General features: G+C 60.5%; 22 protein-coding genes and 6 pseudogenes. 21 read left to right on the top strand and 7 right to left on the bottom strand.

From position 1 onward, the window contains the following. The first annotated feature begins 337 nt into the window (after positions 1-337). From ACWKWX_RS13655 to ACWKWX_RS13705, 11 genes are all read left to right on the top strand, one after another. On the top strand, positions 338-3757 hold the full coding sequence (locus ACWKWX_RS13655; RefSeq protein ID WP_483828033.1) for an Ig-like domain-containing protein: 3420 nt from the start codon (positions 338-340) through the stop codon (positions 3755-3757). Positions 3758-3943: 186 nt separating this feature from the next. Then, complete coding sequence (locus ACWKWX_RS13660; RefSeq protein WP_483828034.1) at positions 3944-4396, top strand: four-helix bundle copper-binding protein; 453 nt, start codon at positions 3944-3946, stop codon at positions 4394-4396. A gap of 127 nt (positions 4397-4523) precedes the next feature. Beyond that, positions 4524-4865 carry an integrative conjugative element protein, RAQPRD family gene (locus ACWKWX_RS13665; protein WP_483828035.1) on the top strand — a complete coding sequence of 114 codons (342 nt, stop codon included), beginning with the start codon at positions 4524-4526 and terminating at the stop codon, positions 4863-4865. Next, on the top strand, positions 4852-5091 hold the full coding sequence (locus ACWKWX_RS13670) for a TIGR03758 family integrating conjugative element protein (RefSeq protein ID WP_483828036.1): 240 nt from the start codon (positions 4852-4854) through the stop codon (positions 5089-5091). The genes ACWKWX_RS13665 and ACWKWX_RS13670 overlap by 14 nt, the downstream gene beginning before the upstream one ends. Positions 5092-5109: 18 nt before the next feature. Beyond that, positions 5110-5487 carry a TIGR03745 family integrating conjugative element membrane protein gene (locus ACWKWX_RS13675; RefSeq protein ID WP_483828037.1) on the top strand — a complete coding sequence of 126 codons (378 nt, stop codon included), beginning with the start codon at positions 5110-5112 and terminating at the stop codon, positions 5485-5487. A gap of 7 nt (positions 5488-5494) precedes the next feature. Continuing rightward, complete coding sequence (locus ACWKWX_RS13680; protein WP_483828038.1) at positions 5495-5896, top strand: TIGR03750 family conjugal transfer protein; 402 nt, start codon at positions 5495-5497, stop codon at positions 5894-5896. Beyond that, positions 5893-6534 (top strand): PFL_4703 family integrating conjugative element protein, encoded by a 642-nt coding sequence (locus tag ACWKWX_RS13685; protein WP_483828039.1) that lies wholly within the window; start codon positions 5893-5895, stop codon positions 6532-6534. Before ACWKWX_RS13680 ends, ACWKWX_RS13685 begins: the two co-directional genes overlap by 4 nt. Beyond that, positions 6531-7346, top strand: coding sequence for a TIGR03749 family integrating conjugative element protein (locus tag ACWKWX_RS13690; protein ID WP_483828040.1), 816 nt, complete (start codon positions 6531-6533; stop codon positions 7344-7346). Before ACWKWX_RS13685 ends, ACWKWX_RS13690 begins: the two co-directional genes overlap by 4 nt. Then, complete coding sequence (locus tag ACWKWX_RS13695) at positions 7336-8844, top strand: TIGR03752 family integrating conjugative element protein (protein ID WP_483828041.1); 1509 nt, start codon at positions 7336-7338, stop codon at positions 8842-8844. The genes ACWKWX_RS13690 and ACWKWX_RS13695 overlap by 11 nt, the downstream gene beginning before the upstream one ends. Further along, positions 8807-9223 carry a TIGR03751 family conjugal transfer lipoprotein gene (locus ACWKWX_RS13700; RefSeq protein WP_483828042.1) on the top strand — a complete coding sequence of 139 codons (417 nt, stop codon included), beginning with the start codon at positions 8807-8809 and terminating at the stop codon, positions 9221-9223. Before ACWKWX_RS13695 ends, ACWKWX_RS13700 begins: the two co-directional genes overlap by 38 nt. Further along, complete coding sequence (locus tag ACWKWX_RS13705) at positions 9223-11961, top strand: conjugative transfer ATPase (RefSeq protein WP_483828043.1); 2739 nt, start codon at positions 9223-9225, stop codon at positions 11959-11961. The genes ACWKWX_RS13700 and ACWKWX_RS13705 overlap by 1 nt, the downstream gene beginning before the upstream one ends. Positions 11962-11990: 29 nt before the next feature. On the opposite strand, the pseudogene ACWKWX_RS13710 reads toward ACWKWX_RS13705, so the two are convergent. Then, positions 11991-12128 (bottom strand): annotated as a pseudogene (locus ACWKWX_RS13710) (DUF4113 domain-containing protein); the annotation flags it as partial. A 193-nt stretch (positions 12129-12321) separates the two neighbouring features. Here ACWKWX_RS13710 and nhaA point away from each other — a divergent pair. Beyond that, positions 12322-13677 (top strand): Na+/H+ antiporter NhaA, encoded by a 1356-nt coding sequence (gene nhaA, locus ACWKWX_RS13715; protein WP_483828044.1) that lies wholly within the window; start codon positions 12322-12324, stop codon positions 13675-13677. Positions 13678-13941: 264 nt separating this feature from the next. Here nhaA and ACWKWX_RS13720 read toward each other — a convergent pair. Then, positions 13942-14356, bottom strand: a pseudogene (locus tag ACWKWX_RS13720) (transposase); the annotation flags it as partial. Between the two features lie 253 nt (positions 14357-14609). Here ACWKWX_RS13720 and ACWKWX_RS13725 point away from each other — a divergent pair. After that, on the top strand, positions 14610-15131 hold the full coding sequence (locus tag ACWKWX_RS13725) for a GNAT family N-acetyltransferase (RefSeq protein WP_483828045.1): 522 nt from the start codon (positions 14610-14612) through the stop codon (positions 15129-15131). Positions 15132-15137: 6 nt separating this feature from the next. Here the strand turns inward: ACWKWX_RS13725 and ACWKWX_RS13730 are convergent. The 3 pseudogenes from ACWKWX_RS13730 to ACWKWX_RS13740 form a co-directional block, all read right to left on the bottom strand. Next, positions 15138-15552: pseudogene (locus ACWKWX_RS13730) on the bottom strand (cyclase family protein); the annotation flags it as partial. Positions 15553-15583: 31 nt separating this feature from the next. Further along, positions 15584-16569: pseudogene (locus tag ACWKWX_RS13735) on the bottom strand (fumarylacetoacetate hydrolase family protein). A gap of 34 nt (positions 16570-16603) precedes the next feature. Continuing rightward, positions 16604-16855, bottom strand: a pseudogene (locus ACWKWX_RS13740) (Rieske (2Fe-2S) protein); the annotation flags it as partial. Positions 16856-17301: 446 nt separating this feature from the next. On the opposite strand from ACWKWX_RS13740, the pseudogene ACWKWX_RS13745 reads away from it, so the two are divergent. From ACWKWX_RS13745 to ACWKWX_RS13760, 4 genes and pseudogenes are all read left to right on the top strand, one after another. Continuing rightward, positions 17302-17690 (top strand): annotated as a pseudogene (locus ACWKWX_RS13745) (DUF4260 family protein). A gap of 171 nt (positions 17691-17861) precedes the next feature. Beyond that, entirely contained in the window at positions 17862-18233 is a 372-nt protein-coding gene (locus ACWKWX_RS13750) for an NUDIX hydrolase (RefSeq protein WP_483828046.1), read from the top strand. 218 nt (positions 18234-18451) lie between these two features. Further along, positions 18452-18667: a hypothetical protein gene (locus ACWKWX_RS13755; RefSeq protein WP_483828047.1), complete on the top strand. Its 216-nt coding sequence runs from the start codon at positions 18452-18454 to the stop codon at positions 18665-18667. A gap of 82 nt (positions 18668-18749) precedes the next feature. Beyond that, positions 18750-18992, top strand: coding sequence for a hypothetical protein (locus ACWKWX_RS13760; protein ID WP_483828048.1), 243 nt, complete (start codon positions 18750-18752; stop codon positions 18990-18992). Positions 18993-19221: 229 nt separating this feature from the next. Here the strand turns inward: ACWKWX_RS13760 and ACWKWX_RS13765 are convergent, their stop codons facing one another. Both ACWKWX_RS13765 and ACWKWX_RS13770 read right to left on the bottom strand, forming a co-directional pair. After that, the gene (locus ACWKWX_RS13765) at positions 19222-19524 is read right to left on the bottom strand and encodes an AzlD family protein (protein ID WP_483828049.1); all 303 of its coding nucleotides are present in this window, start codon (positions 19522-19524) and stop codon (positions 19222-19224) included. Then, a complete protein-coding gene (locus tag ACWKWX_RS13770; RefSeq protein ID WP_483828050.1) occupies positions 19521-20234 on the bottom strand; it encodes an AzlC family ABC transporter permease in 714 nt (237 codons plus the stop codon). The genes ACWKWX_RS13765 and ACWKWX_RS13770 overlap by 4 nt, the downstream gene beginning before the upstream one ends. A 432-nt stretch (positions 20235-20666) precedes the next feature. Here ACWKWX_RS13770 and ACWKWX_RS13775 point away from each other — a divergent pair, with 432 nt between their 5' ends. The 4 genes from ACWKWX_RS13775 to ACWKWX_RS13790 are packed head-to-tail and all read left to right on the top strand — an operon-like array spanning position 20667 to position 24796. Continuing rightward, positions 20667-21554, top strand: coding sequence for a TIGR03756 family integrating conjugative element protein (locus tag ACWKWX_RS13775; RefSeq protein WP_483828094.1), 888 nt, complete (start codon positions 20667-20669; stop codon positions 21552-21554). Then, entirely contained in the window at positions 21554-22930 is a 1377-nt protein-coding gene (locus ACWKWX_RS13780; protein WP_483828051.1) for an integrating conjugative element protein, read from the top strand. Before ACWKWX_RS13775 ends, ACWKWX_RS13780 begins: the two co-directional genes overlap by 1 nt. Continuing rightward, positions 22927-23244 carry a hypothetical protein gene (locus tag ACWKWX_RS13785; protein ID WP_483828052.1) on the top strand — a complete coding sequence of 106 codons (318 nt, stop codon included), beginning with the start codon at positions 22927-22929 and terminating at the stop codon, positions 23242-23244. Before ACWKWX_RS13780 ends, ACWKWX_RS13785 begins: the two co-directional genes overlap by 4 nt. Positions 23245-23254: 10 nt before the next feature. Continuing rightward, positions 23255-24796, top strand: a complete 1542-nt coding sequence (locus ACWKWX_RS13790; RefSeq protein ID WP_483828053.1) for a conjugal transfer protein TraG N-terminal domain-containing protein — start codon at positions 23255-23257, stop codon at positions 24794-24796. Positions 24797-24833 lie beyond the last annotated feature (37 nt).

Here is a 24833-nt window from a genome sequence, read left to right on the forward strand (position 1 = left end):
ATGCTGAGCAGTATCCTTGGCTGGAGCTCGATGCCATTTGGCGGTCAATTATCAGCAACCCCAATCAGAGCAAATTTTTCGACGTGGATAAAGGTAAGCACTCAGCAATGTCAATTTTCGAACCTGAGGACGGGAACCTGCAGTCAGGGCAGTGAGTGGGCCTAAATCCCCAACGTTGGGTGAAGCCACGCCTCGCTTAAAACGCATTCCCTTACCAAGTACACCTAACCGTATAGTTTTAATTGGTTATTTAGAACCTTACACAAATGGTCCAATTTTTGCGCAGCTCCCTTGAAAGCAATGCCCTTATCCAGGCGATTTCAAGAGGTAGAGCATCATGGCCAAACACTCCATTGTAATTTCAGCATTCAATCGTCCCTGGTTATCGGGCCTTGCCGTAGGTGTGCTGACGGTCCTGGGTGGTGCCACGGCAGTAGGCGTCCCCATCGATGACGTCAGCCCGCCGCCCCCTACTGACGTGTCCGCATTCACCAACCCGCCGGCAGATCCCAAGGCCGCAAACGAAGCCCTTAAGGCCCTTCCGGAGGCGAACGAAGGCGCACTCTCACTGCCCAATGGCGTAGTCGGCGACAAGTCATCCACCCAAGTCGATAATGTTTTGCCGCCCACGCTGCAAAATTCCCGGCAATACCCCACAAACGGCAAGCCCAGCCCCTTGTTCGGCGCATCGCCGTTTACTCAACAGCTCCTACTCTTTGAAGAGTTCGGTCCGGAAAAGCTCGATCCGACCCTACCGCAACCACCATTGATCTTCCCCAGCCCTAGCACCGGGCCCGCGCCGGCGCAAGATCCCAACAACGTTGCTCGTAGCAGCCCCTCCGGCGCGGCACTGGAAGCGTTCATGAGGCAGCCGGGGCTTTACCCGTTCCCTTCACAGTTTTCCAACGTGCTGGACCGCAATCCCTGGAAAGCGCAGATCGAAATGTTCCTCAACCGCAGCCCCGTCGGTTCCCCGGCCGAAGGACGTCCACCAGGAAAAGGCTGGTCGCACCAACGCTGGAACGAGTTCTACCCGCAGGCAGGGTTCAAGACAGTCCAGGCTGGAGCGCGCATCAACCAAGGCCTGCGCGACAGCAAGCAGTTGCACGGCTACGCCAAAGGCGAGTTTGCCCCGGGCGGCCTGTATTACAAAACCTCTGACATTCCCACCACCCTGGGAACTACCAAAGGAATCGACACCCGCTTTCACCCCAATTTCCCGCTGCAGAACCACAAATCCTTGTGGACCTTCGATGGTACCTTTCCGCCAAAGCTGCTGATGGTCCGCTACGGTCAACCCGTCCTGATGCGGCACTACAACGCGCTGCCGATCGATCCATCAGCCAACGCCGGGTTTGGCCTGCATACCATCAGCACGCATGAGCACAATGGCCATTCCCCCGCAGAAAGTGATGGCTACGCCAATGCGTTCTTCTTCCCCGGCCAGTACTATGACTATCGGTGGCCGGTGCAACTGGCCGGCTACGACACCATCAACACCACGGCCCAAGACCCGCGCGCCGCCTTCCCTTGCGCGCCAGGCGAAACCCTGTACGTCAATGACCTGAGCCCCGGCGTGAAAACCTGCCAGAACGGCAGCATCAAGATTCGCGGCGACTGGCGTGAAACCATGAGCACGCACTGGTTTCATGACCATATGCTCGATTTCACCGCCCAAAACGTCTACAAGGGCAATGCGGTGATGATGAATTACTACAGCGCCCTAGATCGCGGCAACGAGGCGCTGGAGGACGGCGTCAACCTGCGCCTGCCCAGCGGCGCAGCAATGCCGTGGGGAAACCGCGACTACGATGTCAATTTGGTCGTTGCCGACAAGGCTTGGGACGAGAACGGTCAGCTATGGTTCAACCCGTTCAATACCGATGGATTTCTTGGCGACCAAATCCTGGTCAACTGGCAGTACCAACCCGTGCTCAAGGTGCGTGCACGCAGCTATCGCTTCCGCATTCTTAACGGCTCAGTCTCACGCTATTTCAAGTTTGCCGTGGTGCGGGAAATTGCCGGCAACAGTGGCGAGTTCAAAGGGCCCTCGGGCTCTAATGTTTCCTACGCCCGTGTGCCTTTCCACATGATTGCCAATGACGGCAACATCATGGAACACGCCATCCCGTTTGACGGCACCATGGACCTCAACGGCGACGGTGATCGACAGGACAACAATGCTATCTTGCCAACCCAAGCAATCGCCGAACGCTACGACATCATCGTTAACTTCGCAAAAAATGGCGTGTCGGTTGGGGACAAGATCTACGTCGTCAACTTGATGGAGCATGACACGGGCAAAGGCCCCAAAGGAACGATCAGCTTGGCCGACGTTCTCTCGGAAAAATACAAGGCCGTCATCAAGCAAACCAGCAAGGGAGCTGAATGGGACAAGGGCGACCCGGCCGTTGGCAAGTTCCTGCAGCTGCTTGTGCAGCCTTATGCCGGCCAAGATGTCAGTATGGATCCGGCGGCCTACGAGCCGGCCAAGCCTGGCAAGCAAGCCGGTAAAGTCATGATTCCACTGACTCTCAATCGGGATGACGCTAACGTTCAGGCCACACTCAATGCTTCACGGCATCGCGAATTCATATTCGGCCGCTCCGACGGTACCGACTCCATGCCATGGACCGTCAAAACCGACGGCGGCGCGGGCTACAACATGGACCCTCGACGCATCAGCGCAGCGCCCCAGCTTTCCACGGGGCCAACCGATGCGGGGTTCAGCGGTGACGGGACTCTGGAAGTGTGGAAGATCAAGAATGGTGGCAATGGCTGGAGCCATCCAGTGCACGTTCATTTCGAGGAAGGCATCATCCTCAGCCGCGATGGCAAGACACCACCTGAGTGGGAAAAATGGGCCCGCAAGGATGTCTACCGGATAGGGTCGGAGGACGACAGTTCAGTCGATGTCGAAATGGCCATTCGTTTCCGCGAGTTTGCGGGAACCTACATGGAGCATTGTCACAACACCCAGCACGAAGACAATTCCATGTTGCTTCGGTGGGACATCGAGCACCCTGGCCAATTCCAATTGATGCCGACTCCGCTGCCTACTTGGGATGGCGTCACCTACGTCAACTCGGTGGCCCTTCCTACCTTCAGAACCGGCGATAACAAGGAAAACGAGCCTGACGATGGTGATGATGACACCACAAACAAGAAGCCTGTGGCAATGGCCGATAGCGCCAGCACGGTGGCGGGCACCGCCGTCACGGTCAATGTCCTGAGCAACGACAGTGACCCCGATGGCAATGTACCGCTGACCATAGTGGGCGTCAGTCAACCTGACTCTGGCAAGGGCTCGGTGAGCACCGACGGTACCCGCATCACCTACACGCCACCAGCCACGGTAGCAGAATCGTTCATCGCGACCTTCACCTATGACGTTCGTGATGCGCTGGGGGCTGTTTCTGCAACTGCGGCTACCGTCAGCATTGCCGTCGCAGCGCCTGTCGCCAGTGAGAACCTGCAAGTGAGTAGCGCAACTGTGGCGGTCCGCAGCAACAACCGCTACACCTGGGATGTTGCCGGCACCACGTCCAAAACAGGCGCCAACAGTATCAGCGTAACGGCTGCCACCACTACGGGAGCAATGAATCTGGGCAATGCGACAGTCACGGCCAGCAGCACTGGTTCCCGGTGGCGGATTTCGGTCTCGACTACCGGGAGCGGCCCGGCAACGCCGGCGACCGTGACCATCCGATCGGCCTCGGGACAGACGATCACCGTTCCATTGACGATCGTGCGGTAATAACCCTGAACCTCCCACTTGCCGCATGGGTGAGTGGGAGGAACCCGCCACCCAACTTGGCGCCCCACTTAAGATTTGCTAGAGCGCCACTTTCAGTTTTCGCCAAAGCCTACTATTTTTTGTATGACCGATACGGCGGATGAACCTCCGTTATCCCACTTTGCGATTCAATCGAAGGAACGAACGATGCAACGACGTGAAATGCTGAAAACCGTCGCGGGAGCAGTTGCAGTGGCCATGACCACGTCTGTCATGGCGGCCACCGAAAACCACGAACACCACCACGAGCACGGCGCACCTGGAGGCAAAGACTTTACAGGACTTATCAATACCAGCCTTGATTGCCTGAAGACAGGTCAAGCCTGCCTGGCTCACTGCATTACATTGCTTGGCCAGGGCCACAAAGACATGGCTGCCTGCGCAGAATCGGTAAGCGAGTTGCTGGCAAGCTGTGACGCCTTGATGAAGCTAGCCTCCCAGAAGTCGAAATTTACCCCTGCGCAGGCCGAAGTCACCGCCGATGTGTGCGCAAGTTGCGAAAAGCAATGCCGAAAATACGAAACCCAGCATGAGGAATGCAAGGCTTGCGCTGATTCATGTGCAGCCTGCGTGAGGGAGTGCAACGCTCTAGCCGCCTGATAAAAATTTGAGTTAAAGCAACGCGAGGGGGCCGCGTGGTTATGCGATGTCGGCGGTTTCGCTTTTGCCCCGGTAAAACCCGTTCGAATTGAGCATGGTGACTGCAGACCTCTACAGGGCTGCCGACATGACCCTTGCTCCCCGCCTCTGGCTGTTTACCTACGCGATCGTACTCTCTACTTCCGTCTGGGCAGTAGAAAGCCAGGAACGAGCTGAACTTGCCCTTATCGTTCGACAGTTCGACTCCATCCAGCAGTCGGCAGATCGCGCTCAAATGGCTGTTGGCGCATCCGACTCCGCCCGCTATCGCTTTGACTACCTCCGGTTTACTCACGACCTACAGCGAGTCCGCCAAGGTATCCATGCGTACCTATCACCTTCGCGCGCACAGCCGGCCGATTTGATCGAGCTGCCGGCTGACTACCGCCATGACACCACTTCCGTGGGGAATGCCCATGAGCATAACTGACAGCCAAATCACCGCCTTTACCGCGGCTGCCGGCTTTACCCCGCAGCTGTGCTCGGTCATGTGGCGCTCGGCGGTCCTGGTTCTCGCGTTGCTCTGGTGCAGCTGGGCGCTATGGACCGGTTACCGCGGCTGGGCGGCCGGCAACCTCAGCTTCGGTGCCCTCGGCGGGAGCACGGCGCGCCTTGCGCTAGCCCTGATCGTGCTGATGTTTTTCATGCTGTCCTGATCACAGGAGACCCTAGCCATGCCCCTTCGCCTATTTCGACCCATCCGCCTCGTCCATCTACGCCAGCGCCTGCAGCAAGGCTTTCTGGGTAGCCTGCTGATTTTGATATCGAGCCGGGCCTTCGCAGATTTGCCAACCATGGAAGCGCCCTCGCGCGGCGAAGGAAACGGCTTGATCGAGACCATCAAGAACTACGCCTATGACGGTGGCATCCTGCTCGGTTTGTTGATCGCCCTCCTCGCCTTCCTGGGCGTCGCCTGGCACTCACTGACGGTCTACGCCGACGTACAGAACCAGCGCAAAACCTGGAAGGATCTGGGCGCGGTCGTCGGTGTCGGTGCGCTGCTGGTGGTGGTCATCATCTGGTTCCTGACCAAAGCCGCCGCCATCCTGTGAGGTCGCCATGCCCGATCCCATCGCGACTCTGCCCGACGGCACCCTGAGCTTTCTGCCCGAACGGCTCAATCGTGACCCTGCCGTGCTGCGTGGCCTGACCAACGACGAGATGTGGCTGGCCCTGGCCATCGGTGCCAGCGTTGGCCTCATGGTTGGTGCGCCCCTGGCGCTGGCCACTGCCTCCATCGCCATGCTGCCCACCTGCATGATCGCCAGCATGGCACTGGTGCTGTTTGCCGGCGGCAAGCTGCTACGACGAGCCAAACGCGCCCGGCCCGAGACTTGGTTGTACCGAAGGTTGCAATGGGATCTGGCCCTGTACTGGGGCGTCGGCGCCCAGCACCTGATCCTGCACTCAGGTCCCTGGACGGTCAGGCGCACCCGTCGTCATCGGGAGGGCAACCCATGAGCCGCTTCCGCAACAAGGTCGACGCGCAACAAGTGCATATTTTCAGCCTGCGCCTGGCCGTAGGAACGCTGGCGCTGGTCAGTGCCGCGCTCTGGTATGGCTGGCAGACCGCCCCCAGCCAGCTGACCATCCATGTACCGCCGGATCTGCGCTCGGGGAGCACTCGAAAATGGTGGGATGTGCCGCCGGAAAACATCTATTCCTTCGCCCTGTACATCTTTGGCCAGCTCAATCGCTGGCCGACCGATGGCGAGGCCGATTACCCCCGGGCGATCTATGCCCTGCAGCCGTACCTCACGCCGGCCTGCAAGACCTTCCTCGACGGTGACTTCGAGTACCGCAAAGTCGCCGGGGAGCTGCGCGGTCGCGTCCGGGGCGTCTATGAAGTGCTCGGCCGCGGGTACAGCGATGACCCCGGCCTGCGGGTGAAGCAGCTGGATACGCACAGTTGGCTGGTGCAGCTCGACCTCAACGCCGATGAGTACTACGCGGCCGAACCGGTCAAGCGCGTCGTCGTGCGGTACCCGCTGCGCGTGGTGCGCTTCGATGTCGACCCCGAGCACAACAAGTGGGGGTTGGCCCTGGACTGCTACGAAGGTACGCCGCAGAAGCTGTCCCTACCGGGAGGTGCGTCATGAACAGACACATACTGATCTTGGCCTTCGCATGCTCAGCTACCTGGTGCGCGACCACGAGCGCCGTTGAGGTCAAGCACTGGGATCGCCTACCCTTGGCCGTACCACTGGTGGTCGGCCAGGAACGCATCCTGATGCTCGACGAGGACGTTCGCGTGGGCGTACCCAATGCGATCAGTGCCAAGGTGCGCGTGCAATCGGTTGGCAGCACCGTGTATTTGCTGGCGTCCGACGCGATTCCGCCGACGCGCCTGCATCTGCAGTCGGTGAAGTCCGGCGATATGGTGCTGGTCGACATCGAGGCCGGGGCCGGCACTGCCGCGCTAGAACCTATCAAGATCGTCGCGGACGCCAAGGCACCGGAAGCGGAAGCTGACTCAAGCACCACGCCTGCGGTACCAGCTACGCCGATCCCGGTGGTGCTCACCCGCTATGCCGCGCAAAACCTCTATGCGCCTTTGCGTATGGTTGCGCCGCTGCCTGGTGTCCGCCGCGTACCGGTTGGTAAGTCCGCTGCACTGAGCTCCCTGCTGCCCACCGAACCCATTACCGTCAAAGCCCTGGCCGCCTGGCGTCTGGGCGACTATTGGGTCACCGCAGTGAAGCTGGTCAACCAGGGGCCAGGCGAGATCTTGCTCGACCCACGTCATCTACAGGCGACCCTGTTTGCGGCCACCTTCCAGCACAACTCGCTGGGGCGCTCCGGAACGCCTGAAGACACCACGGTGGCCTACCTGGTCACGCGGGGTGGAGGCCTGAAACAGGCATTGCTACTGCCCCCACCCAAGCCCGAGGGTGCCGACCATGAAAGCTAACGTGCTGCTGAAGTGGCTGGTGCCCGGCCTGCTGGTTGCCGTGGTGCTGATCATCTTCAGGTCGTGGGTTGCACCGCAGGGAGAAAAGCACCCTCAACCTCAGGACAACGCCACCCTCACTGCCGAGCAGGCCAAGTCTCTGGGCATTGCCGGCGATACCCCGCGCGACACCGTGGCCACCCTGGTCGGCCAGGTCAAAGCCATGCGCAGCGACATGCTGACGCTGAAGAAAAGCAACGACTCGCTGCAGACCGAGAACAATCGGCTGCGTACGCGCGAGGGCAGCATCAACAACCGCATCCAGAGCACCCTGGGCAGCGTCACCCAGCAGGTGACCGAGCAGCGCCAGCAAGCCAATGATGCTCGACAGAAAGCCGAACAACAGCACCGGGAAACCCAAGGGCTGCTGTCGAAGCTCAAAGATCAGATTGCCGGGATGTCAGGACCCAAGTCCGACTTACCCGTGGGTTTCGGCCTGGAGCCCGGTGACGAGCAGGCCATCAAGGGTGTGCAGCCAACGGCGGATGCGCTGCAATGGATTGAACCAGCGTCCTCACGCGCGGCGAACGACGGCTCCGCGAAAGCTGACAGCCCGCTGTCCAAGTTGTCCTCGAAGTTCAATGGCCTGGAGGGGCTGCAGGACAACGCCATCGACCGTGGTCAGAAACAGCTGCGTGCCGTGGCCAAGGGCGAGCGCGACCTCCCGGCTCAGCATGATCGCAGCGAAGGCGCCAAACCCGTCTACACTATCCCGGAGAACGCCACATTGATGGGCTCCGTGGCCATGACCGCGCTGATCGGCCGGGTCCCCGTGGACGGCACGGTCAATGACCCCTACCCCTTCAAGGTCCTGGTCGGAGCGGATAACCTCACGGCCAACGGCATTGACCTGCCCGAGGTGGTGGGTGCGGTCATGAGCGGCACCGCCTCCGGCGACTGGACATTGTCCTGCGTGCGGGGCCAGGTCGAGTCGATCACCTTCGTCTTCGCCGACGGCACCGTGCGCACCGTGCCGCAGCCACAGGCCCTGGTCAACCGCAACAGCGCCACCAGCCAGTCCTCGAACACCGAGAAGATTCGCGGCGGCCTGGGTTATATCTCCGACCCCTACGGCATTCCCTGCATTTCCGGCGAGCGCCGCTCCAACGCCCAGCAGTACCTAGGCAGCCAGAGCCTGATCACCGCCGCCGGAGCCGCCTTCGCGGCAGCCTTGGGCAGCGAGCAGAACAGCGCCTCTTTCATCAGTTCAAGCAGCAGCTCGCTGGGCGTCAGCCAGAGCAGTGGCAACAGCGCGCTGAACACGGTCATCAGCGGCGGCATCGGCGATATCCGTGATTGGGTCAACAAACTCTACGGCGAGGCTTTCGCCGCCATCTACGTGCCGCCCTCCGCCAAGGTAGCGCTGCACCTGGACCACGAGATCACCATCGACTACGAGCCCAAAGGCCGGAGAGTCCATCATGAAAACTCATCCGTTTCGACGCTGGAGCTGGATTAGCCTGCTCTGCCTGGCGCTGCTTGGCTGCAGCACCGACAAGGACACGCTGCTGCCCCATGGCGACCAGACGATGCTCGACATCTGGAACGGCGCCGGCTCCGTGGGCACCCAGGCACAACTGCAGGAGGCCCGCAGCGAACTGCGCCGGCCGGTTCTCGAACCCCAGCGGCTGATCAGTGATCAGGCCTCCTACACCCGTACCGCAGCCAATGAGATCCGCGCGCAATTTCCTCGGCTGCCCAACCCCGATCTGGTGATGTACGTCTACCCGCATCTGAGCGGTACCCAACAGGCTCCTGTCCCAGGCTATTCGACGGTGTTTCCGCTGTACGAGAAGGTCCAATACGCGCTGCCGGGCGAACGCCTGGACGACCTGTGATGGCCGAGAATCGCGATCAGGGGCAGCCGCGCTGGAAAGCATGGCGCGCCACCCAGCGCCGACGTGCAACGCAGGCCGATGAAGCCGCGCACTACGCGCACAACCCCAGCTTCACCGACCACCTGCCGTGGGTGGAGTACCTAGAGGCCGAGCGCTGTTTTCTGCTCGACGACAATCGCTCGGTCGGTGCGGCGTTCGAGCTGCAGCCGATCGGTACCGAAGGCCGCGAGCCCGAATGGCTGCTGGCCGCACGTGATGCGCTGGAGGATGCACTGCAGGACAGCTTCGATGAGCTCGACCAGGCGCCGTGGGTGGTGCAGTTCTACTGCCAGGACGACAGCGACTTCTCGCCTTACCTGGAGCGCCTGGAGCGCTATATCGTCCCTCGGGCGGCGGGCACGCCATTCACCGAGGCGTTTCTCGGTTTGATGCGCCGACATCTGGCCGCCGTGGCCAAACCCGGGGGCTTGTTTGACGACCACGTGGTGTCGCACTTGCCGTGGCGCGGCAGCAATCGACGGATTCGCTTGGTCATTTATCGTTGGCTGGAAGCCTCGGCCGACAGCCAGGAACAAGCGCCCACCCAACTGCTGGCAAGGGCCTGCGACCGCATCACCGCTTCCCTGCAAGCTTGCGGCGTCAGCCCCCGGCGGTTGAACGGACGCGACTTCTATGCCTGGCTTCTGCCCTGGTTCAACCCTGCCCCAGCCCTGACCGGCGAATCACCCGCCGAGTTCTACCGGCGTGTGCCCTATCCCGAAGATGGGGAGGCAGATTCTCTGCAACTGCCCTTCGACCACGATTTTGCCGAGCGCCTGTTCTACCAAGAACCGCGCTCTGACGTTGAGCAGGGGCTGTGGTACTTCGACCAGCAACCCCACCGGGTGATGGTGGTCGACAAGCTGCGCAAGCCGCCCCACATCGGCCAACTCACCGGAGAGACGCGCAAGGGCGAGGCGCTCAATGCGCTGTTCGACCAAATGCCGGAAGCGACGGTCATGAGCTTGACGCTGGTGGTGACGCCGCAAGACGTACTGGAGGAACAGCTGAACCGGCTCGCGCGCAAGGCCATCGGCGAAAACCTGGCCTCGAGCCAGACCCGCCAGGATGTCGAGGAAGCTCGCTCGCTGATCGGCCGCCAGCACAAGCTGTACCGAGGCACCCTGGCGTTCTACTTGTGCGGCAAGGACGAGCAGCAGCTGCACCAGCGCTCCATCCAAGCCGCCAATGTCCTGCTCGGTGCCGGCCTGCAGCCGGTGCGGGACGGCGATGAAGTCGCCGCCTGCAACAGCTACCTGCGCTGGTTGCCCATGGTGTACAACGCCAACCGCGACAAACGAAACTGGTACACCCGCCTGCTGTTCGTGCAGCACGTTGCCAACCTGCTGCCGCTGTGGGGGCGCAGCGTCGGCACCGGCAATCCAGGCATCACGTTCTTCAACCGCGGCGGTGCTCCGTTGTCCTTCGACCCATTGTCCCGCTTTGACCGGTCCATGAATGGTCACCTGTTGTTGTTTGGGCCCACCGGCGCGGGCAAGTCGGCCACCCTGGTCTCGATCCTCATGCAGGTGATGGCCGTCTACCGGCCCCGTCTGTTCATCGTCGAGGCCGGTAATTCGTTTGGCCTGCAAGGTGACTATTTCGCCACCTTGGGGCTATCGGTCAACAAGGTCCAACTCAAGCCGGGCAGCGGGTTGAGCCTGGCGCCGTTCGCCGACGCCCGGCGGCTGGTCGAGCGCCCCGACCAGGTGGCCAGCCTCGCCACCGATGACCTTGACGACAGCAACACGGACAACGATGAGCAACGCGACGTCTTGGGCGAGCTGGAGATTACCGCGCGACTGATGATCACCGGCGGCGAAGCCAAGGAAGAAGCGCGCCTGACCCGCGCGGACCGCAGCTTGATCCGAGAATGCATCCTCGATGCCGCCAAGGCCTGCGCGAACGCCCAGCAGCAGGTCATGACCCATGACGTGCGGGATGCGCTGCAGCGGGTTGCCTGCGATGCACATCTGCCCGACAAGCGCCGCGAGCGCGCCCAGGAGATGGCCGAGTCCATGGACCTGTTCTGCCAGGGCTTCGAGGGCACGCTGTTTGACCGGACCGGCACGCCGTGGCCCGAGAGTGACGTCACCATCGTAGATCTTGCGACCTATGCCCGCGAGGGCTACGAGGCGCAGATGTCGATCAGCTACATCAGCCTGATGAACACTGTGAACAACCTGGCCGAACGCGATCAATACCTGGGCCGGCCGTTGATCATGGTGACGGACGAAGGTCACATCATCACCAAGAACCCCTTGCTGGCGCCGTTCGTGGTCAAGGGCACGAAGATGTGGCGCAAGCTGGGGGCCTGGTTCTGGCTGGCCACGCAAAATTTGGCCGATTTCCCCAGCGCCGCGCAGACCATGCTCAACATGATCGAATGGTGGATCTGCCTGAACATGCCACCGGCGGAAATCGAGGAGATCGCCCGGTTCAAGAAGCTGACGCCGGCGCAGAAGGCGTTGCTGTTGTCGGCGAGCAAGGCATCGGGCAAGTACACCGAGGGGGTGGTGCTGGCCAAAAATAGGGAGACACTGTTCCGCGCCGTGCCCCCGAGCCTCTACCTGGCCTTGGCCATGACCGAGCCCGAGGAAAAAGCCGAACGCTGGCGACTGATGGAAGAACAGCAAATCTCCGAGTTGGAGGCCGCACTGCACGTGGCCGCCGAAATCGACCGCCTGCGCGGCTTCTAATTCACCGCACCTGCTTCAGGTCTGCCTTGCTACCTGGAACTCACCGTCCATAACTGGTCCAGCCGGGTGGTGAAGCTCTGACTCATCATCTCCCGACGCATCCCCCAATCAGGATTGGTCGGCACGCCGGCCAGGCGCATGGTGCCCCGCCCCCATCGACCGTTGATGGCCGACAGCAGATGGTGACATGCAAGTATATTTGGCTTCTGTCGATTCCACGTCGATGCTATTTGGAGCGAAGGCCCGCAGGCTTTGCCGTACGCGTTCCGTAATGAGTACAATGAGGTTGGGTGCGTACGGCATTTCGCCAATCCGCAGGTTAAATTCCAGCACAGGTCGGGCCGCCAGTGAGGAGTCGGCATGCCTGCGCCAAATACGCCCGCATCAAACGTAATCCCTCGTCCGCAAATTTTGACTGCCAAAGCGCTAGCGGCCGTCGAGCGATTTAGCCATATCGAAGCGGTGAGCGGCATCGTCCTCGTACTCGCCGCTATCGCCGCGCTGCTGTGGGCCAACAGCTCGGCAAGCCTGTCCTACGAAGCGTTCTGGAATACCCGCGTTGTTCTAAGTTTTGGCTCATTCAGCATCGGTGAGTCGCTGCACTTTCTCGTCAATGACGGGCTGATGACTATCTTCTTTCTCGTGGTAGGGATGGAGATCCGGCAAGAAATTCAAGACGGAGCCTTATCCAATGCCAAGATGGCGATCTTGCCTCTAGGGGCTGCCTTGAGTGGCGTGCTGGTTCCTGCTGGGATCTACCTTGCCTACAACTTTGGGGCTGAATCTGCGCATGGTTGGGCGGTGCCCACAGCCACTGATATCGCTTTCGCTGTGGGTGTACTTGCCCTGCTAGGCAAATCCATACCCGGCAACCTCCGGGTTTTCTTGTTGGCGCTCGCCATCATTGACGATATTGCGGCGATACTCATCATTGCGCTGTTCTATACGACTAGCCTGGATTTTGCTGGTCTGGGCATCGCGGTCGGTGGTTTAGCGCTTGTCCTGGCAATGCAACGGATGGGGATAGGTTCAGCTTGGCTCTATGTTTTGCCAGGCGTGGTCATGTGGAGCGGCCTGCTCAAGTTTGGCGTGCATCCAACGCTGGCGGGTGTCGTCCTAGGGCTTATCACACCCGTCAGGTCGGCGCCTTCTTCGGAACGGCCGCTGGACATCATGACGCAAGCGTTTCGCGAGCTTGCTCATCGAGTTCATGAGGGACAGAAAAAAGTATCAGCGCCACTTAAGCAGATCAGATTCGCTGAGCGAGAGGTGCTTCCTCCTGTACAGAGAGTCCAGGAGCGCCTTCACCCGTGGGTGGCGTTCGTCATCATGCCGTTGTTTGCACTGGCAAACGCGGGGGTTACCCTTGGTGGCGCTCACTTCGGTGACGCTGTTACGGCTCCCGTTGTTTATGGTGTGGTGATGGCCTTGGTGTTCGGCAAGCCCATAGGTGTCGTTCTGGCCACATTCGTGTTGGTTCGTACTGGCCTTTGCAGATTGCCCGAGCAAGTGGATTGGGCGGGGGTAATGCTCGTAGGCCTACTCGCGGGCATCGGTTTCACCATGTCTATTTTTATCGCCGGGCTGGCTTTCGATGATGAGCAGTTGCTGGCAGTAGCAAAACTGAGTGTGCTCTGCGCTTCAACCGTGTCCGCAGTGGTTGGGCTGCTCTGGGGAATCGTGCATTTCAGAAGGAGGCCCTTCGCCTCGCGTTAGCCGATTGAGAAAGGCGTCCTGCCTCTGGCCTTTTCCTGACGAAGGAGATGAGGGGACAATCGGGACGCCTGAACAGAATTCAGATTTAGGCGTCGGCTTTCGACCGATTCTGTTGAAAAAGTCGGAATTTTAGCCTGGCAGAGGTCGAGGCAGACCGTCATTTCAGAACCTATTCACTACGTTGAGTGGCTTTTCGGTTCTGCGTTAATCGTTGCAGCTTGGTCAGTGGGTTGAATTGAGGTTTTTTACTGATTCCGGGCGCACCTATCCCGTGGTTGGTGGCCCTTGAGAGGTAAGTTTGGCCAGCCGTCGCAGGTTCTGTACCGCGGCGGCCAGCGTGAACTCATCGGCCGCGCCACTCATGCCGCGTAGTCGCAAGCGATCCAGTTTCAGAATGCGCTTAAGGTGGGCAAACAACATTTCGACCTTCTTACGTTCGTGACGAGAGCGCACCTACTCCGGCGTCGCCGCGATGCGTCGAGCCACATCACGAGCGGGTTCATGAACGCTGCGGACGATCTTGCGAATCGAAGTGTTCGGGCAGCACTTAGCTTTCATCGGACATGTCGCGCAGTCGGCCTGTCTGGATCGGTAGATAATGGTGCTGGCTGACGTGCGAACGCTCGTTCTTGAAGGCTCGCCATTCGCTGCGCAATACGTTGCCGGCTGGGCAGCGGTATAAATACGATCAGATCACGAAAGAGCGACTCGCCAGTTTGCATTTTCGGTTATTGACACAGCGCTCAAATCTCCAGATTATCAATCAATGACCCCTACAAATCTCGTTAGCATGATGCGCCCCTTGATGACTGCCTTTGGCGGGCCATAGGGCGATGCGCGCTTAGAACAGAAGCATTGACCAGAAGCCCCGCCAGAAATGGATGGGGCTTTTTCATTCCCCTTCCAACTCATTGATGACAAGGAGAGTGAAGATGCTGTTGATTCACCCAGCCAAACATACTGACGCCGAGGCCGCGTTTGATATACGCCTCCAGGCGATCCGGCATCAATGCATTACCGTCTATACGGCTGAGCAAGTAATGGCGTGGACTGATGTGCCGCTCACAGACCGATATCGGGCTTGGGTGGAAAAGGAGTACCACGTTGCCTGGCTGGGCGAGACACCGGTCGCAACAGGTCTGATTGATTTCCAGTCTGGAGAGATAGGCGCTATTTTCGTTTTGCCTGCATTCATGGGACAGGGGATTGGCAAGGCAATGCTCCTATACCTTGAGCGACTGGCCTTTAAAGCCGGAATCGTCGACATCCATTTAGATGCTACCCCTAACGCAACCGCGTTCTACCGTCGGTGTGGCTATCACGGAGATAATCAAGCTATCTATACCTCGCCCTCCGGTCTTGAGCTGGCTTGTACACCGATGCGGAAACAGTTGGCCAGTGAAGAGCTAATGGACGTCACGCGGGCGACAAGCAGGCTGCCAAACTCAGGCTGAGTATCAGTCCAACGGTTGAAACCGATACTCGATGCGTTCGAGTTCGGCTTGTACTTCCTCGGCGGTCACCACGTGGCCATCCGGCACATGGCGAAAGTCCAGTTTCACGCCAGGCTTGAGACACCAGTCCAAAGGTAGCTCATCGATGCCATAGGCCGGCCGCCATCCGTGGTGGATGCATAATGCCAGGGCGCGTCCATGTGCGTGCCGCTGTGGGTAGTGATCTGCAAGCGTTCAGCCGCCCAGGCCTCCTGGCCTGGCAATTGCTGCAACTCAAGCCCGGGAAACAGCGCGGCCATTTCCGGCCAGCCCTGCTGGTGATCCATGTAATCAATGCGCGGTAGCAGAGGGGGGGGGCGGTATACGGGTTGTTGTCCAGGGTGACGGACAGATCGATCAGGCGACGGCGGGTGACATCCATCGCTTTTTACTCCACTTGTTGTTTTAAGCGTTCAGGCGCTGGCCTGAACGACACACTGGTCAATGGCGCCAAACAGGCATTGGTTGTCAGCAGTACGAGCTTCCATCCGCACGCGATCACCAAAACTGAGGTACGGCGTCAACGGCTTTCCATCACTGATCATTTCCAGCGCACGGCGTTCGGACAGGCAACTCACTCCTGCACCCAGATCGGCGTTGGAAACAGTGCCTGAGCCGATCACCGTGCCAGCGTGCAGGCGTCGGGTCAGTGCGGCATGGGCGATGAGTTGGGCAAAGCTGAAATGCATCTCGGCGCCATGCGGGCGACCGATGCGGTCACCGTTGAGCTGTACGTCCAGCGGCAGTTTTACCCTGCCCTCGCACCACGCCGCGCCAAGCTCATCAGGCGTTACCGCTACGGGAGCGAAGCTGGTGGCGGGCTTGGCCTGAATGAAGCCGAAACCGGTATTCATTTCACGTGGCGCGAGCGTTCGCAGGCTGACATCGTTCAGTTGTACCACCAGCTTGATGTGGCCCAGCGCCTGGTCTACCCGGCAGCCCATCGGCACATCATCAACGATCACCGCGAATTCGCCTTCGAAGTCGATGCCATGGGCCTGGGACGGCAAAGGAATGTCATCCTGCGCCCCAAAAAAATCATCCGAGGCCCCTTGGTACATCAGGGGTGTCTCGTCCACGCCGGGGATGGGCGGCAGGCCGAAGGCGCGCTGCATGCTTTCGCCATGGGCCAGGAACGCAGACGCATCGCACCACTGATACGCGCGGGGCAAAGGTGCGGCGATGTCGCTTGCGGTAAAGTCAAACGCATGAGGCGCGCAGCCCTGATTGAGAGCCTGATACAGCGCTTGGAGGGGTGCCCGCACACAGGACCAGCCTCGATGGCGTCCTGAAGGGTGCGCGCGATGGGGTGTGCGGAGACCGCAAGCCGCAGCTGCCGACACACCACCACCACCAAATGCCCGTCGCGGGTACCGTCGCGAAGCGTAGCCAATTTCATGTTGTTTATTCCTTGGCGGCCGGCAGGCCGCAGGTCAATCGAGCACAATGTATCCGTGGGCATTGACGTGATAGGCCAGCGCCGGCAGGCGCTGCCCCAGGCACGGGCCCGGCACGCACTCGCCGGTGGCGATTTCAAAGAGAGCACCATGGGCAAAACAGACAATATGATCGCGGGCGCCGTTAAGGTACGCGTCCTTGCGCCACGCCAGCGGCGTGTCCAGGTGCGGGCAAGCATTGCGATAGATGTGCACTCGTCCGTGCTGGCGCACCACGATCACGCTGTCCTGTCCGCAGGCAGCAGGGTCGAACCCACGGGAAGTACCATCGGCCTTTTACTAGTGGTTTTTTGTAGTCGTGCGCTTCATCACCTGTTGAAATGGTCAAGCCTGGATATGTTGACCATCGGCACCTGGCAGCGGCAGACGAGCAGACAGCCAACGACTTCAAGACCATCGCACTCAATTCCCAACCAACGAAAGATAAATGCCGATGAGCTCTGGGTAGGTTAATCAACCCGGGTGACGGACCTTTAACCCATGTCACGACACAATCATGAATACCGCCTGCTCTGTACGATGGCTCACGAGGCCCGTAGAGCTCTGGCTATGCCCAGCGGCAGTTTGCGCGCCCAAGCATTGATCCAAGGACTCTTCGCCAAATTCCAGGAGGAGGAGCTATTAGGAAGAGTTCACTACGAGCGCGAGCAAATTCCCCCCGGTGGGCGAAATCAGTGGCGACAGAGGTAGTTCACTGGCAGCGCCGTGAAGGGGCAATCGTATTTACAAGCTACCTGCTCTTATATTGCTCATTGCGCCCGTGGGGCTGGCGATTCTCGACACTACTGTTTCTACTACCAAAACTCATTTTACTAGGGTACGTGTTTGGACGCCGAGTGGGGGGGGCAATAACGCAGCTCACCAGTATTCAGTTGGCGTTGCGCTAATTGTGGCTGGAGTTCAATTTTCACCAGTCGTCCTGATTCCACTGCGAGCACTTTGGCTGGCGCATGAGGGTTTCGACCGAATGCTGGGCTACGGATTGAAACCCATATCAGGGTTCGCCGTGGCTTATCTGGGTAAGATCGGTAAGCAGAATGACTGGTCAGATGCTGGGGTATGATGGGTTAAGCTGAATGCAAAGGGATGGCCAGTGCTATCCTGCGCTAATCGCATCAGGCCACGTCCGTGCAAGATGCTTACTGGTTTGTGACTATTTTGTGACATTTTAGTCTCATAGGAAAGCGGGCATGACGGCTCGCCTGGAATTAACTGATTGGCAGCGGAGGTCACAATGAAGACCAGAGCCACAGTGATTTGCCGAAAGGACGACCGAGTGCTGTATGTTCGCAAGTCAAAGTCGAAGTGGTCGCTTCCGGGAGGCAAAATCGAGCCCGGTGAAACGCCCGCGGAAGCCGCTGTACGTGAACCTGAGGAAGAGACGGCTTTGGTTGCTGAAAATCTCACCTACCTCGCTCGTTTCGAGCAAAACGATACAACGCACTTCGTGTTCATCACGTTGCTGCAGCCGGGCAAGTCACCACGCCCTCAAAATGAAATCGCCGCTTGTAAGTGGAACTCGCGCAAGCGATTTCGCAACATCGAGTCGAGCCCTGCGACCAAGGCAATTGTGAAAACCTTTGCTGACTTTCAGCCAACCCAGTGAGCGAAACTGCTTCACAGGTATCAACATAAGGCTGTCTCGATCCAAGTCCGCTTCAGGGTGGAGCTGGTGTGTGGCGTATCGCTTAAAGGATCACTCAGAACCACCGTTCGACTGCTCCAAGTGCTGTCGCCCCTTTCTAGACGGACGTTCCTTCATATCGATCGGCACCCTGTGGCAAAATAGCCTTCCAAAGGATAACCCTGCCAAGGAGATATGGTTTGCTGGACGGTTTTATTGTTCTTGGGCTTCTGGCGGTACCGCTGCTGATCGCGTTGGGCGCTTTTCTTCTCGAATACCTGGCTACCTATGGCCTGCAAGATAGTGGTTTCGCCAAACATCGTCGGTTGTTTCGGATCGTGGGGCTGTTCGCTGCTGGCGTCGGCGCATTGGCCCTGTTGATCACGTCCTTGGGCTTGGCCGAAATCCCGGCGTGACAGGCACATCGCTCGTCGGCCAGTCTTTGCCTTTGGCCGCCAACGTCATACCATCGACCACCTCCCCCTCGAGATGGCCCTAGTGCAGCCTGATTTCCATCGTATCCGTCACGCCTTGCAGATCACGGCCATCTGCCTGGGCGTGGTCTATGCCGGCGTGCTGGTCATGCAGGAAGTGCGCTATCTGCACGGCTACTTTAGCGCCCGACCTGACTATGCCCGTCAAATCCCATTGACAGCCTGGAGCCCGCTGCCACCCACGCTGCCCACATTGCAGGATCTACCACCCGGCCTGTTAGACGTCAGCAGCCGCGACCGCAAGTAGCTGAAAAATCACGAACCTTTCACATCGGCCCACGTAAGGTGAATCCACTCCTTTTGATTCACCTGCCCGCTACCCCCATCGCGGGCATTTTTTTGTCCGCAGTTTAGCTGGCGATATCGAGCCCGCCCTGGATGCCAGCATGCAGGTGGCCTTTCCCTTGACCGTGCTGACGAGGCACAAGCCCAGGGGGATAGGCTCTCTATCTCGCCACTGAGCGGCGACCTGCAGGTCAGGGGGCAACGAGATACTTGAGCAGTCCAAGCGATCCTACCGCCAGCGCCACGGTTGCCAGCATCGGTAGACGCCAACTCGCCAACAGCGTGATGGCCAATGCAATCAGTTCTTCTGGATGCGGCGAGACAAAATGCGGCGCGATCGCAGAAATCAGCACGCAGCCGGGGGCGGCATCGAGCACGGCGCGAGCACGTGGGCTCAGCTTGCGATTGCGCAATAGCAAGTAGCCAGACACCCGTGTGGTGTAGGTGGCCGCCGCCATGCCCAGGCAGGTCAACAGCGAGGCGGTGCTGATCATTCAACCACCGCCCATAACCACGCCGCCAGCAAGCCGGACAGGGTACCTGCCAGCACGAACCAGGCCCCGGGTATCATCAAATACGTCAGGGCGGCCATGAGCAAACTCACCAGCCAGGGGTGCGCAAACCGCAGGCCCTTCCACATGCCCCGCAACAGCACGATGAACACGGCCGGAAAGGCCATGGCGAAACCGTAGCGGTCAATGTCCCCCAGCACCGGGCCGACCATGGCGCCCACCAGCGCGCTGCCCACCCAGACGGGGTAAACCGACACGCATGCGCCCCAGTAAAACGGCCAACTGAAGGCCGGTGTCCGTTGGCTCACCGAACGGCGCAAGGTATCGCCGTAACTGATCGCCCAGCCCTCATCGGCCATGAAGAACAATGCAGGCAGCACCTTGCGCGTCGGCAAATGCCGCAGATAAGGCGCCAGCGCCGCCCCCATGACCACATGCCGACTGTTAATCAACAGCGTGATGAGCACGATCATCAGTACCGAGGGTGGAGAACCCCACAGCTGGATCGCGGCAAACTCCGAGCCCCCCGCAAAATTCAATCCCGTCATGGTCCCAACCTCGACCACTGACAGCCCCACCTGGGAGGCCTGCGCGCCGAGGACCAACGCATAGGGCGCCACGGCAAACAAAATCGGCAGCGCCGCTTTGACGCCCCGCAGGATTTCGCTGCGGGTGTTCTCCTGGATGTTCACTTCATCGTCCTTAATGCAGGTGACTGATCGACTGTCCTGCGCGGCGACGCAACAGGACCGCGCAGGCTTTTACCACAGCGTGCGAACCGGGTGCCAGCCTTGGCTTCTTTCCCTGACAGCAAATGACCGCGCTCGGCAAAGAGCACAAATGTACTCCACCCAATTTTCTGTCCATTTTCGGCAACCTCAACCACGGCTGCGTCCCGTACATAAAGCGATGGCGCCTTGTTCGCTTTGCCTCATGTCCGCAGCAAAGAAATGACTGATGCTGCTGGCATCCCGTGCAAGGACCGCCGAAAGCATGCGTCATGCCGAGTAGCCGCCATGAATTCAAGTCTTGCCCGTTCATCTCGCCACCCGCCACTCGCTCGGAAGCCCGCTTGCATCAAGACACGATGGCGCAACGTGCTCGGGATCCTGCTGTTGCTAGGCATGGCCGGGCACTGCCTGGCGTTGACCACCCCCAGCCTCATCGCCTCGGTGCAGTCACTGCAATGCCTGGAATACCGCATCGTCGGCATCTGCTACTGGCTGCTGTGCACGCCTTTTGGCTGCACGGTGAAGACCTCGCCCAAGGTTCGTCACTTCAGCCCCGAACTGGTGGTCTCCAGCTACGCAGAAACCGGTGCCAATCCCTGGCAAGCCATGGCGGCGTTGTCCACACCGATCCCAGGGTCGGAAGGCGGCGGCAACCTGCTCACGCCCGCCCCGCAGCGCGATAGCCAGACACGCTTCAAGAACGTCGACGCCATCGGCCATCCGGGCGGACTGGCACTGAGCGCCGTGGCCCAGGGCTTGGGGTATGCCTGCCCCAACGGCGCCAACGCGCTGCGGCCCTACTACCTGAGCACGCTGGACCCGCTGGGCTGGCGTCATGCCGTGCCCGAGGCCGTCTATCCGCAGGCGCTGTTGCCGGGGACGCGCGAGATTGGCAGCCAGGCCGTGGGCGAGATGTGGGGCAACGTCTACCCGCGCCACGGCTTTCTGGTGCAGCCCGACGACTATAAGGCCGCAGCCGTCATGGCCCAGCGCGCCAGTGACTTCATTAGTCGTCCGGGACAGCCACACGTGTACCTGCCGCTGCTACCCCTGCCCTACGACGGCTACTGGCCGCCCTTGCCGGTGATGGAAAACGACTTCAACAACCACCGCTGGCAGCTGGTGTCCCCACAGCTCCAGACCATCTGTGCGGTATTTCCTAGCCCCACCGTTGAAAGCGAGGACGGTGCCTACGCCTGGGCATTGTGGCGCCCCTATCGCTGCTGTCAGCGCATGGGACAGACCTTCCTGTTCAGCATCGACTTTGCCGGAGGTGCGTGATGACTTTCCCTTGGAGAATAACCCATCTCTGCGTGCTGCTCGGGCTGTGGCTGCTGTGCTCGGCGCCCGGCCACGCCGCCGACGACAGCTACCACCTGGGCGATCAGGGAGAGGTGCTGGACGATCGGGTGATGTACACCCTCGGCGGTGGCTCAGCCGCCGGGGCGCCCTCCTCGCTCTACCGTCCCAGCGGTCTGGGTGTGGGCGTGTCATGGCGGGCGAACATGATGTGCGGCAACATGAACCTCGCCAATACCTTGCAGAACCAGCTGAACGGCGCCACCCAGGGCTTCCAGCAGATCATGGGCAGCGTGGTGCAGAATGCCACGCAGGCGGTGATGTCGTTACCGGCGATGATCATCCAACGAGCCAACCCTGGCCTGTACGAATTGCTCAGCAATGGCGTGTTGCAGGGCCGACTGGACTTCGATCGCTCCAAGCTGACCTGCCAGGCGATGGCCAGCAAGATGGCCGACAAGGTCGACCAGGCCGGCTGGGGCGACCTGGCGAAAAACCAGGCGATGCAGAGCAGCCTGGAGCAGTCAGGCGGCGATGCTGTCAGCGTGATCAAGAACACCGAGACCCGCAGCGGCAACGAGGGTGTCAGCTGGGTCGGCGGTCAGCAGGCGGGCGGGCGCGACCAGGCGCCCATTCGTGTGACCCGCGACGTGGTCAAGGCCGGCTACAATCTGCTGCACAACCGTGCCCTGGACGACACCTCGGCGCTGGGCACCGCTTGCCAAGGTGGCGCGATCTGCCAAGCCTGGGCCAGTCCTGAAGAAGCCTCCGACTGGGCCACTCGCGTGCTGGGCGAGACCGAGGTGGCCACCTGCGACGACTGCGAAACCCTGCGCGCCACGGCCGGTACCGGGCTGTCGCCGCTGATCCAGGAGACCTACGACCAGCACCTGCAGGGGCTGCAGCGCCTCCTGTCGGGCGCGGATGAACCCACCGCGGAGAATTTGGCCAAGGTCTCCAGCCCCCTGCTCCCAGTGTCCGCCGGGGTGATCGTCGCCCTGCACGACGACCCCGACCAGGATCTGCTGGCACGCCGCCTGGCCAGCGAAACAGCGCTCTCCAGCGTGATCTACCAGGCGATGCTATTGCAGCGCACGCTGCTCGCCGGCAGCCATGAGCCCAACGTGGCCTCCGCCGTGCCCGCGAAGGAGGCGCTCAACGGCAACGTCGAGACGCTGGATCGTGAAATTCGCCTGCTGCAAACCGAACTGCAGATTCGCCAGTCGCTGGCCACCAACACCGCAAGCCTGGTCCTTGATCGACACGCGGGCGGCGCGGACGCCTCACGCACGGTCGACCAGCAGGATCCGGAGCCAGCCCGGCTGGACCAGGCCGACCAGACGAGGAGCACGCCATGAAGCTGTCTCGAGGGGCATTGCTGCTGGCCCATCTGCTGTTTTGCTTGCTGCTGACCCTGGTCGCGGTCTGCGCGCTGCTCCTGCTGGGCATCAGCGCTGTGAGGTTTTACGGCCACTGGCACAGTTGGTCAGCTCAACAGGCGGCGCTAGCCCCCTACTTGGCGCTATGGCGGGCGTTGCTCTACAGCCCGGTCGTGACTCTGTGGATCGCTACCTGGCGTCGACAACGAACCGCCGCCGGCTGCCAGCGGCTCTTGCGCCTGGGCTTGATCGGTTTGACAAGCATCGCCCTCCTCGAACTGTCCCGCGCCTGAGGTAATCATCATGACCCTGAGCACCACCAGCTACCTGGAGTTCTACCTGTCCTTGCTGGGCTGGATCATTAATAACGGCCTGTGGAACACCCTGATGGACAGCGGACTGTTCGCCGTGGCCTTCGGCGCAATCATCCTCCAGGAGTGGCTGTCCGCCCGCCAGCAAGGCGCCGACGAAGGCAACAAGGGACTGCTGTCAATCCCGCGCATCGAGAACCGCTTGTGGATGGCTTACGTCACCATCCTGTTCGCCTGCGCGCCCATGCTGCCGGTCAACCTGAGCACCCTGAGCTTCGACACTGGCGCCAGCCAACGCTGCGGCATTTCCGTGGCCCAACCGGGCGAGACGGCCTGGGGCACCACCTTCAACACGATCGGCGACAAATCCGCCAACGTACCGATCTGGTGGTTTCTGGTGCACGCCTTGAGCAAAGGGATCACCGCGGCGACAACCGCCGCCATTCCCTGCGCGCCGGATATTCGCCAAATGCGCATGGAGATCGACACCGCGCGCATCGACAACCAGATGCTGCTGCAGGAAGTGGCGGACTTCACCCGCGACTGCTATGGCTACTCGCGCTCGCGGCTGTTCACCCGGCGCCCGGAACTGACCAAGGCGCAGAGCTACGATGCGTCGTGGATCGGCTCCAGTTACCTGCTCGACACCCCGGGCTACTACGACACCGACCGCTCGAGAACCCCGCGGATCAACTGGCCGTACGATGAAGTCCGCGACATGGCGCTGGCTCGTCTGCCCAGCGGAGCGGGTTTCCCGAAATGCCGGCAGTGGTGGAGCGATGCCGAGATCGGCCTGCGTGATCGGCTGCTCGCGCAACTCAATCCGTCGCTGCTCTCCAGCCTGGGGGATTGGCTCAGCGGCCGCTCCGCCAGCGAGATCGAGGATGCGGCCTTGCGTGAGCTGGTGAGTCCACGGCATCAGTCGATGAGCATGGCCCCGGGTCGGGTGTACCAGGACTACGGCAGCAGCCCACGGGGTGGCTCGATGACCCAGGGGTTGAACAACCTGGCGACCAACACCGGGCTGGCGCTGGGTTCGTTCAGCAACTTCCCGGCCATGAACGCCGTGCGCGCCGCACTGCCGATGGTGCAGGCCTTCCTGATCATGGCGACGATCATCAGCCTGCCTCTGATCCTGCTGATCAGCAGCTTCCAGCTCAAGACGCTGATGACGGTGACCTTTGCCCTGTTCACCCTGCACATGCTCACGTTCTGGTGGGAGCTGGCCCGATGGGTCGACTCCAGCATGCTCGACACGCTTTACCATCAAATAACGACCTCGGACAGAATCCTCCTCTCCCTGCCCACCTCCGGTGTCATGGATGGCACCGTGACGGCTCAGGTGATCGAGTACGTGATGGGTGCGATGTTTTTAGTACTCCCGATGGCATTTCTCGGCGCCATGACCTGGACAGGGCATGCGGTAGGCACAGGAATTCAGGGGATGCTTTCTAATGGTGCGAAAGCTGGACATGACGCTGCAAGCAGGGGTACTGACCAATTGACCAGTGCCGTCAAAAAATTAATCCGATGATTTACAGTCACCAACATAGTGCCCGTTATCATCGTAG

This window comes from Pseudomonas imperatae (genome assembly GCF_057128625.1).

Excerpts from the sequence above, each read along its gene's own strand:
- ACWKWX_RS13655 (WP_483828033.1), top strand. The coding sequence starts at position 338 with ATGGCCAAACACTCCATTGTAATTTCAGCATTCAATCGTCCCTGGTTA.
- ACWKWX_RS13660 (WP_483828034.1), top strand. The coding sequence starts at position 3,944 with ATGCAACGACGTGAAATGCTGAAAACCGTCGCGGGAGCAGTTGCAGTG.
- ACWKWX_RS13665 (WP_483828035.1), top strand. The coding sequence starts at position 4,524 with ATGACCCTTGCTCCCCGCCTCTGGCTGTTTACCTACGCGATCGTACTC.
- ACWKWX_RS13670 (WP_483828036.1), top strand. The coding sequence starts at position 4,852 with ATGAGCATAACTGACAGCCAAATCACCGCCTTTACCGCGGCTGCCGGC.
- ACWKWX_RS13675 (WP_483828037.1), top strand. The coding sequence starts at position 5,110 with ATGCCCCTTCGCCTATTTCGACCCATCCGCCTCGTCCATCTACGCCAG.
- ACWKWX_RS13680 (WP_483828038.1), top strand. The coding sequence starts at position 5,495 with ATGCCCGATCCCATCGCGACTCTGCCCGACGGCACCCTGAGCTTTCTG.
- ACWKWX_RS13685 (WP_483828039.1), top strand. The coding sequence starts at position 5,893 with ATGAGCCGCTTCCGCAACAAGGTCGACGCGCAACAAGTGCATATTTTC.
- ACWKWX_RS13690 (WP_483828040.1), top strand. The coding sequence starts at position 6,531 with ATGAACAGACACATACTGATCTTGGCCTTCGCATGCTCAGCTACCTGG.
- ACWKWX_RS13695 (WP_483828041.1), top strand. The coding sequence starts at position 7,336 with ATGAAAGCTAACGTGCTGCTGAAGTGGCTGGTGCCCGGCCTGCTGGTT.
- ACWKWX_RS13700 (WP_483828042.1), top strand. The coding sequence starts at position 8,807 with ATGAAAACTCATCCGTTTCGACGCTGGAGCTGGATTAGCCTGCTCTGC.
- ACWKWX_RS13705 (WP_483828043.1), top strand. The coding sequence starts at position 9,223 with ATGGCCGAGAATCGCGATCAGGGGCAGCCGCGCTGGAAAGCATGGCGC.
- nhaA (WP_483828044.1), top strand. The coding sequence starts at position 12,322 with ATGCCTGCGCCAAATACGCCCGCATCAAACGTAATCCCTCGTCCGCAA.
- ACWKWX_RS13725 (WP_483828045.1), top strand. The coding sequence starts at position 14,610 with ATGCTGTTGATTCACCCAGCCAAACATACTGACGCCGAGGCCGCGTTT.
- ACWKWX_RS13750 (WP_483828046.1), top strand. The coding sequence starts at position 17,862 with ATGAAGACCAGAGCCACAGTGATTTGCCGAAAGGACGACCGAGTGCTG.
- ACWKWX_RS13765 (WP_483828049.1), bottom strand. The coding sequence starts at position 19,524 with ATGATCAGCACCGCCTCGCTGTTGACCTGCCTGGGCATGGCGGCGGCC.
- ACWKWX_RS13775 (WP_483828094.1), top strand. The coding sequence starts at position 20,667 with ATGGCCGGGCACTGCCTGGCGTTGACCACCCCCAGCCTCATCGCCTCG.
- ACWKWX_RS13780 (WP_483828051.1), top strand. The coding sequence starts at position 21,554 with ATGACTTTCCCTTGGAGAATAACCCATCTCTGCGTGCTGCTCGGGCTG.
- ACWKWX_RS13785 (WP_483828052.1), top strand. The coding sequence starts at position 22,927 with ATGAAGCTGTCTCGAGGGGCATTGCTGCTGGCCCATCTGCTGTTTTGC.
- ACWKWX_RS13790 (WP_483828053.1), top strand. The coding sequence starts at position 23,255 with ATGACCCTGAGCACCACCAGCTACCTGGAGTTCTACCTGTCCTTGCTG.